This is a genomic window from Streptomyces sp. NPDC088554 (assembly GCF_044752945.1).
GTDB lineage: Bacteria > Actinomycetota > Actinomycetes > Streptomycetales > Streptomycetaceae > Streptomyces.
On the sequence record NZ_JBIVMF010000009.1, the window covers coordinates 237,213 to 244,739 of the forward strand.

The 7,527-nt window shown below is 73.3% G+C and carries 8 protein-coding genes; 6 read left to right on the top strand and 2 right to left on the bottom strand.

Features of this window, described 5'->3' with window-relative positions; translation table 11 throughout:
• Positions 1–11 precede the first annotated feature (11 nt).
• The 6 genes from ACIP8W_RS13820 (at position 12) to ACIP8W_RS13845 (ending at position 4,803) form a co-directional block, all read left to right on the top strand.
• Positions 12–371, top strand: a complete 360-nt coding sequence (locus tag ACIP8W_RS13820; RefSeq protein ID WP_401948535.1) for a hypothetical protein — start codon at positions 12–14, stop codon at positions 369–371.
• A gap of 7 nt (positions 372–378) precedes the next feature.
• The gene (locus ACIP8W_RS13825) at positions 379–1,578 is read left to right on the top strand and encodes an NAD(P)/FAD-dependent oxidoreductase (protein ID WP_402203045.1); all 1,200 of its coding nucleotides are present in this window, start codon (positions 379–381) and stop codon (positions 1,576–1,578) included.
• Positions 1,579–1,644: 66 nt separating this feature from the next.
• Positions 1,645–2,010, top strand: coding sequence for an Rv2175c family DNA-binding protein (locus ACIP8W_RS13830; protein WP_401948540.1), 366 nt, complete (start codon positions 1,645–1,647; stop codon positions 2,008–2,010).
• Positions 2,011–2,099: 89 nt separating this feature from the next.
• Complete coding sequence (gene thiE, locus ACIP8W_RS13835; protein WP_402203047.1) at positions 2,100–2,750, top strand: thiamine phosphate synthase; 651 nt, start codon at positions 2,100–2,102, stop codon at positions 2,748–2,750.
• Between the two features lie 132 nt (positions 2,751–2,882).
• The gene (metF, locus tag ACIP8W_RS13840; RefSeq protein WP_401948545.1) at positions 2,883–3,800 is read left to right on the top strand and encodes a methylenetetrahydrofolate reductase [NAD(P)H]; all 918 of its coding nucleotides are present in this window, start codon (positions 2,883–2,885) and stop codon (positions 3,798–3,800) included.
• A gap of 49 nt (positions 3,801–3,849) precedes the next feature.
• Positions 3,850–4,803, top strand: a complete 954-nt coding sequence (locus tag ACIP8W_RS13845; protein ID WP_401948547.1) for a hypothetical protein — start codon at positions 3,850–3,852, stop codon at positions 4,801–4,803.
• A gap of 24 nt (positions 4,804–4,827) precedes the next feature.
• On the opposite strand, the gene ACIP8W_RS13850 is transcribed toward ACIP8W_RS13845, so the two are convergent.
• Together ACIP8W_RS13850 and ACIP8W_RS13855 are read right to left on the bottom strand one after the other, a co-directional pair.
• Entirely contained in the window at positions 4,828–6,336 is a 1,509-nt protein-coding gene (locus ACIP8W_RS13850; RefSeq protein ID WP_402203049.1) for a phytoene desaturase family protein, read from the bottom strand.
• A gap of 10 nt (positions 6,337–6,346) precedes the next feature.
• Positions 6,347–6,973, bottom strand: a complete 627-nt coding sequence (locus tag ACIP8W_RS13855) for a DUF4126 domain-containing protein (RefSeq protein WP_402151902.1) — start codon at positions 6,971–6,973, stop codon at positions 6,347–6,349.
• Positions 6,974–7,527: the final 554 nt, after the last annotated feature.

The window sequence follows — 7,527 nt, forward strand, 5'->3', positions numbered from 1 at the left end:
GAGCCTTCGTCATGGCCCGTTCCTTGGACGGACTCGTCCTCTCCCCGGTCGCCGACCAGGCTCCCGGCCAGGTGGGCACCGGTACCCGCTTCGTCTACCACGAGCGGGACGGCGTGATCCGGGCCCGGTACGAGGGCGGTGACGTGGTGCGCGGACATCTGGTGGGGACCCGCGCGGGCGACCGGCTGGACTTCCGCTACGTACAGCTGAAGCAGGACGGCACGACCTCGTCGGGGCACTGCCTCTCCACGGTCTCCGAGCTGCCCGACGGGCGCGTCAGGCTGACCGAGAGCTGGCGGTGGGAGTCCCAGGAGGGCAGCGGCACCAGCGTCGTGGAGCAGCTGCCGGTCTCCGTGCCGACGGCGGGCTGAGGCACCGATGAGCGAGCCGCGTGTGGTGATCGTCGGAGCCGGGATGGCGGGGGTGCAGACCGCAGTTGCCCTGCGGGAGAAGGGGTACGACGGGCCCGTCACCCTGATCGGGGCCGAGCCGCACCCGCCCTACGACCGGCCGCCGCTGTCCAAGGCGCTGCTGTTGGGCAAGGCGGACAGCTCGGCCTTCGACCTCGACTTCGGCGCGCTCTCCGTCGAGTTGGGGCTCGGCCTGGAGGCGACCGGGCTGCGCCCGGCGGAGCGCGAGATCGACACCGCCGCCGGGCCCGTCCCGTACGACGTCCTGGTGATCGCCACCGGCGCGGAGCCGGTCGGGCTCGCGGGCACCGGGGGCGCGGCCGGTGTCCACGCGCTGCGCACGCTCGACGACGCGGAGGGGCTGCGCCCCGTCCTCGAACAGCGGCGCTCCGTCGTGGTCGTCGGCGCGGGCTGGATCGGCGCGGAGTTCACCACGGCCGCCCGGGAGGCGGGGTGCGCGGTGACGGTCGTCGAGGCGGCGGACCGGCCGCTCGCGGGCGCCCTGCCCGCAGAGGTGACCGCCCCCATGGCGGGCTGGTACGCGGAGAGCGGCGCCGAACTGCTGACGCACGCGCGCGTGGCCGGTGTCGAGCCGGGCGCGGTCCTCCTCGCGGACGGCACCCGGCTGTCCGCCGACGCGGTGGTCGTGGGCATCGGCGCGCGCCCGGCGACCGGCTGGCTGGCCGGGTCCGGCATCGCGCTGGGCGCGGACGGCTCCGTCACCGCCGACGACCGGCTGCGAACCTCGCTGCCGGGGGTGTACGCGGTCGGTGACTGCGCCTCCTTCCCGTCCGCGCGCTACGGCGAGCGGCTGCTCGTCCACCACTGGGACAACGCGCTCCAGGGGCCGCGCACGGTCGCCGCCCAGGTCATGGGCGAGAGCGAACAGGTCTACGACCCGGTGCCGTATTTCTGGTCGGAGCAGTTCGGCCGGTTCGTGCAGTACGCGGGCCACCACACGGCGGCCGGCACCCTGGTGCGGCGCGGCGACCCCGGGGACGCCGCCTGGTCCGTGGTGTGGCTGCGGGACGGGGTGCTGGTGGCCCTGCTGGCGGTCGGCCGCCCCCGGGACCTGGCACAGGGCCGCAAGCTGATCGAGGCGGGCGCCCGCCTCGATCAGCTTGCGGCCGCGGACCCCTCCGTACCGCTGCGCAAGGCCGTTCTGTGACCGGACGAGTGCCCGATCAGGCGGCCTTGGCTACCGACTGTCAGTCCGGGATGGCACGCTTGTCCTGTGACCGAGATTGACGCAAAGATCGATGCTCTCGTCCCTGCCTGGCTCTACCTGCCTGATATCGCCGAAATGTTCGATATCGAGGTGACGCGTGTACGGCAGCTGGTGAGGGATGGCCAGCTGATCGCCGTGCGCCGTGGTGAGAACAGGGCGCTCCAGGTGCCCGCCGCCTTCATCGACGGCACCAAGGTGGTCAAGGGACTCAGCGGGACCCTGACGCTCCTGAGGGACGACGGCTTCAGCGACGAAGAGATGCTGGAGTGGCTCTTCACCCCCGACCCCAGCCTGCCGGGTACACCCGCGCAGGCACTCAGCGAGAACCGCGGCACGGAGGTGAAGCGTCGGGCCCAGGCCCTCGCCGTCTGACGCCCGCACTGTCCGCGGTGCGCGGCGGCGCCCCCCTCGGCGGGGGATGCCGCCGCGCACCCGACCGAACCGAAACGGGGGGACCTCCCATGCCCACGGCCGCCGCACCGCTGGCCGACGCACGGCTCTATCTCTGTACGGACGCCCGCAGGCGCCAGGGGGACCTTCCCGAGTTCCTCGACGCGGTGCTCGCCTCCGGCGTGGACATCGTGCAGCTGCGCGACAAAGGCATGGAAGCGGCCGAGGAGCTCGACCACCTCCAGGTCTTCGCGGACGCCTGCCGCCGCCACGGCGCCCTGCTCGCCGTGAACGACCGGGCGGACATCGCCCACGCCATCGGCTCCGCCGTACTCCATCTGGGCCAGGGTGACCTGCCCGTCCCGGCCGCCCGCGCGATCCTCGGCGGCACACCGCTGATCGGCCGCTCCACCCACGCCGAGGCCGAGGTGGACGCGGCCCTGGCCGAGCCCGGCGTGGACTACTTCTGTACGGGGCCCTGCTGGCCCACCCCGACCAAGCCCGGCCGCCACGCCCCGGGGCTCGACCTGGTGCGTTACGCGGCCGCGCGGGCCCCGGAGCGCCCCTGGTTCGCGATCGGCGGGATCGACGCGGCCCGTCTCGACGAGGTGCTCGACGCGGGGGCCCGCAGGATCGTCGTCGTACGGGCCATCACCGAGGCCGACGACCCGGCCGCCGCGACGGCCGCCCTGGCCCGGCGCGTACGGGAGCGGGTGGCTTGATCCGGTGCGTACGGGAGCGGATGGCCCGATCTTGTCGTACGCCGTATCGAGGCGTGGACAGTAAGCGGAATAAAGCCGACAAAAATCCAACGCATGGTTGGGGTGGCGGCCACCTCTCGCTAACCTGCCCGTATGGCCCTTGGCACAGCTTCGACCAGATCGGATCACGCACCGGCCGTGCGTGACCTGCTCGCGTCCGGCAAGACCTCCCTCTCGTTCGAGTTCTGGGCGCCCAAAACCCCGAAGGGGGAGCGCAACCTCTGGGACGCGCTGCGCCGGGTCGAGGCCGTGGCGCCGAGCTTCGTCTCCGTGACCTACGGGGCGGGCGGCTCCACCCGCGCGGGCACGGTCAAGGCGACCCAGCAGATCGCCGCCGACACCACGCTCACCCCGGTCGCCCACCTGACCGCCGTCGGCCAGTCCGTCGCCGAGCTGCGCAACATGGTCGGGCAGTACGCCGACGCGGGGATCCGCAATATCCTCGCGGTCCGCGGGGACCCGCCCGGCGACCCCATGGGCGAGTGGGTCAAGCACCCCGAGGGGGTGCGCTACGCGGCCGAGCTGGTCCGTCTCATCAAGGAGTCCGGGGACTTCTGCGTCGGCGTGGCGGCCTTCCCCGAGATGCATCCGCGCTCGTCCGACTGGGACACGGACATCCGGCACTTCGTCGACAAGTGCCGGGCCGGCGCCGACTACGCCATCACCCAGATGTTCTTCGAACCCGAGGGATATCTGCGGCTGCGCGACCGGGTCGCCGCCGCCGGTTGCGCGACACCGATCATTCCCGAGATCATGCCCGTCACGAGCGTCAAAATGCTGGAGCGGCTCCCGCAGCTCTCCACGGCTGTCTTCCCCGCCCGGCTGAAAGAGCGGCTCCTCGCGGTCAAGGACGATCCGGCGGCTGTACGCTCCATTGGCATCGAGTTCGCGACCGAGTTCTGTGCCGAACTGCTGGCCGAGGACGTCCCCGGCCTGCACTTCATCACGCTCAACAACTCCACGGCGACGCTCGAAATCTACGAGAATCTCGGACTGCACGAGCAGTCCTGACCGGCCGTACCCGCCCTGTCACGGGTGGTGGCCGCAGGAGAGGCGTGGCATGGGCTGGACGGTCCTCTACATCGCATTCGGCATCGTGGCGCTGTGGCTGCTCAGTGAGGTGCTGCTCCAGAACAAGGCGCGGCTGCGCTGGCGAGTTCTCGCCTTCGCCGGGTTCCTGGTGGTGGTCCTCGGAGTCCTCATCCCGTCCGTCTACGTCATCGTGCTGGGCACGATCGGATTCGCGGTCGGCCAGACCTATGTGACGCTCTCCTTCCGCCGGGGCTTCGAGACCGGCTGGGCGATCGGCCCCGGCGCCGGCGGTGCCAGCCGCCGCCGCAAGGACGACAGCCCGAAGGCCGCCGACCGCGAACCCGCGCTGGAGGTCTCCGGCCTGGAGTACGAACCGGCGGCGCCGGCCGCCGAGCCCGTCTCCGTGTACGCGCCGGAGCCGCTGCCCGAGGAGACCGCCCAGTACGGCTACGGCCTCTACGACGACCCGGCCGACGGCGCGGGACAGGATCGCGCGGGCCGCCCCGACGCGCAGACGTGGGCCGACGCGTTCGACGCGTACCCCGGCTACGGCCCGCAGCCCGACGGCCAGGACGTCTACGCCGCGGCCACCCGCGACCCCTACCCGGCGCAGAACCAGGCGCGGAGCGGCCAGGACGACTACGCGTCCGGGTACCAGGGCCAGAGCCTCCTCGGCGACCAGGACATCTACGGCCAGCAGTACGACTGGACCGGCGCCGGGACCGGCCAGCAGCAGTACGCCGCCTACTCCGACCCGTACGTCGGCACGACGGGCGGCGGCCAGCAGTACGGCGCGTACGACGGCTTCGGCGGTCCGCAGCAGCACGCGGACCCGTACGCTCAGCAGTACGCGGGCGACACCCCGCCCGGCGGGGTCTGGGTCCCGCAGCAACGTGAGCGCGACGGCGAGCAGACCCCGCGGGAACAGCCGCGGGCCCAGGGGTTCGACCCCGGCTTCAACGACCAGCAGTACCGCTTCTGACGGAGCGCCGGGCGCTTGCGCGGCTCACTGCGAGCCGCGGAACCCCGGCCCCTCGACGATCAGCCCCGAGACCAGCGCCCCGGACATCCCGGCATGCGCCAGCCCGCCACCGGGATGCGCCCAGCCGCCCGCGCGGTAGAGCCCGGACAGCCGGGTGGTGTTCGCCGGATACAGCATCCGCCCCGCCGTCCCGGCCAGCGCGGGAGGTGGTACGGAACCGCCCTCGGCGCCCGTGTCGGCGGCTGTCTCGGCGGGCGTACGCACCTCGTGCCAGAGCAGCCGCCCGGTCAGCCCGGGGACGGTGGCCCCGGCCGCCTCCAGCAGCACCTCGGCGTACCGCTCGCGCAGCGCGGCGTCGGACCAGTCGACCGGGCCGTGCGCGGCCACGGTCGCGGTGAGCGTGACGGCCTCATGGCCGCCGTCGGGCCGGGTCGCCGGATCGTCGGGCCGCTCCACCGTGACCGTGGGCCGGGCGGCGGTGCGGCCCGCGAAGACCTCGGCGGCCTCGGCGCTCCCGTCGGGGGAGTGCACCACCGTCCGGTGCGCCGCGTCCCCGTCCCGCGCGCCGCGCAGCGCCGCCAGGACCGTGAACCGGCCGGGCGTCCCGGCGCCGCCCGCCTCCCGCGCCCGTACCCCGCCGTCCTCCTGGAGCCCCCGCTCCAGCAGCCGGTCCGGCGCGATGCCCGCCACCACCCGGTCGGCCGCCACGACCGTGCCGTCCGCCAGCTCGATCCCGGCGGCCGCACCGTCCTTCTCGGCGATCCGGACGACCTCCGCCCCGAAGACGAACTCCACCCGGCGGGCCAGACACCGTTCGTACACCGCCCGCGCCAGCTCCCGCATACCGCCGCGTACGTACCAGCTGCCGAAGGTCTGCTCCAGATACGGCAGCAGCGCGGCGCTCGCCGGGGCGTGGCGCGGATCGAGCCCGTACGACAGGGCGCAGCCGTCCAGCAGGGCGGCCAGCCGGGGGTCGGCCAGCTCCCAGGCGCCGATCTCGGCGAGTGTCGAGGCATGCCGGGCGCCGCGCAGCAGCCGCCGCTGCCGTACCGCCGGATAGGGATCGCGGCCGAGGACCTCCCAGTCGGGCCGCAGAGGCTCCTCCAGCAGCGGCCGGCGCGAGCGGTCCCAGGCGTCCCTGGCCCGGCCGAGGAACGCGCCCCAGCGCTCACCGGCGCCCGCGCCCAGCGCCGCGTCGAGGGCGGCGACCGAGCCGGCCCGCGAGGCGTTCGGCAGCGTGACCCGCGTACCGTCGGCGAAGACATGCCGGCTCGCCGGGTCCACCTGGACGAGGCCGACGCTCCGCTCCAGGGACTCCTTGCCGGTCTTGACGAACAGATCGCGGTAGACGGCGGGCAGCCGCAGCAGCCCGGGGCCGGTGTCGAAGACGAAGCCGTCCCGCTCGAACCTGCCCACCGCGCCGCCGTAGGTCGCCGCGCGCTCGTACACCGTCACCCGGTGGCCCGCCACCGCCAGTCGGGCGGCCGCCGCCATGGCGCCCATCCCGGCGCCGATCACCACAGTCCCTGCCATGCCAGGGACTTTAGTGGGCGGGCGGACCGGGGTCCCGGGGGGTGTCCTGGCGGGCGGCCCGGTCCGCGCGGCGCTGTGCCCTGCGGCGCAGGAAGCGGCGGATCCTGGAGGCGAGGAAGACGACGGTCACGACGCCGGCCACCAGCAGGACGCCCGCGATGACGGCCGCGGCGACCGGATGGAATATCGCCAGCACGACGACCCCGGCGACGCCCAGATCCTCGGCGGTGCTCATCAGGACGTTGCTGAACGGCTCGGGAGAGGTGTTCACCGCCATCCTGGTGCCCGCCTTGACCAGATGGCTCACCAGCGCGGTCGAACCGCCCACCGCGCCCGCCGCGATCTCCGGCAGCGATCCGTTCTGCCCGGCCAACAGCGCGGCGACGACCGCGCCGGCCAGCGGTCTGATCACCGTGTGCGCGCTGTCCCAGACCGAGTCGACGTACGGGATCTTGTCCGCCACGGTGTCGCAGAGGAAGAGCACACCGGCGGCGATCAGCACATCGGTGCGCTGGAGCGACGCGGGCACCTCGTCAGTGAGCCCGGTCGCGCCGAAGACGCCGAACAGGAGGACGACGGCGTAGGCGTTGATCCCGCTCGCCCAGCCGCTGGTGAAGATGAGAGGGAGTACGGACACGAGCGTGATCGTAGCCAGTGGGCGCCGGGCGAGGGGTCGGGTACGCAGCTCTGAGTAGGTGTACCTAGTGCGGGAGATGAGTAGGGACGCGGATGGGGTGCCACCCGCCCGGACGGAAGAGTGGGGACCACGGAAGGGGCGCGGCGCCGGACCGCCGACACGGGGCGGCGGAACGGCGCGGCTCCCCCGACGTGACGGGGGATACGGGGGAACGACGGGGGACGGGGGAGAGGGAAAGGGAAAGGAGAACGGGGGAATACGGGGGAATACGGGGGAAGCACGGGGGACCGCGCCGGTCCGGCGTGGCTCGGGAGAACCGAGCCGCGCCGGACCGGCGTTTTCCGTGGCCGCTGCTCGTGGCTCGCGGCTCGCGCTCGAACCGGTGCTGCGGCCGTCCCGCGCGGACGAGCCCGGTGGGGTGGTGCCGCTGGGTGACCTGGACGGACAGCGGTCGGTCTAAGCCTCGATCCACCGGTCGGTTCTGAAGCCGGTTTTTGAGGCTCGCTGGGCCGGGCGTGGGATTGCCGACTGGATGCAGGCATGGGGTATTTGCC

Excerpts from the sequence above, each read along its gene's own strand:
- ACIP8W_RS13850 (WP_402203049.1), bottom strand. The coding sequence starts at position 6,336 with ATGGCAGGGACTGTGGTGATCGGCGCCGGGATGGGCGCCATGGCGGCG.
- metF (WP_401948545.1), top strand. The coding sequence starts at position 2,883 with ATGGCCCTTGGCACAGCTTCGACCAGATCGGATCACGCACCGGCCGTG.
- ACIP8W_RS13825 (WP_402203045.1), top strand. The coding sequence starts at position 379 with ATGAGCGAGCCGCGTGTGGTGATCGTCGGAGCCGGGATGGCGGGGGTG.
- ACIP8W_RS13845 (WP_401948547.1), top strand. The coding sequence starts at position 3,850 with ATGGGCTGGACGGTCCTCTACATCGCATTCGGCATCGTGGCGCTGTGG.
- ACIP8W_RS13820 (WP_401948535.1), top strand. The coding sequence starts at position 12 with ATGGCCCGTTCCTTGGACGGACTCGTCCTCTCCCCGGTCGCCGACCAG.
- thiE (WP_402203047.1), top strand. The coding sequence starts at position 2,100 with ATGCCCACGGCCGCCGCACCGCTGGCCGACGCACGGCTCTATCTCTGT.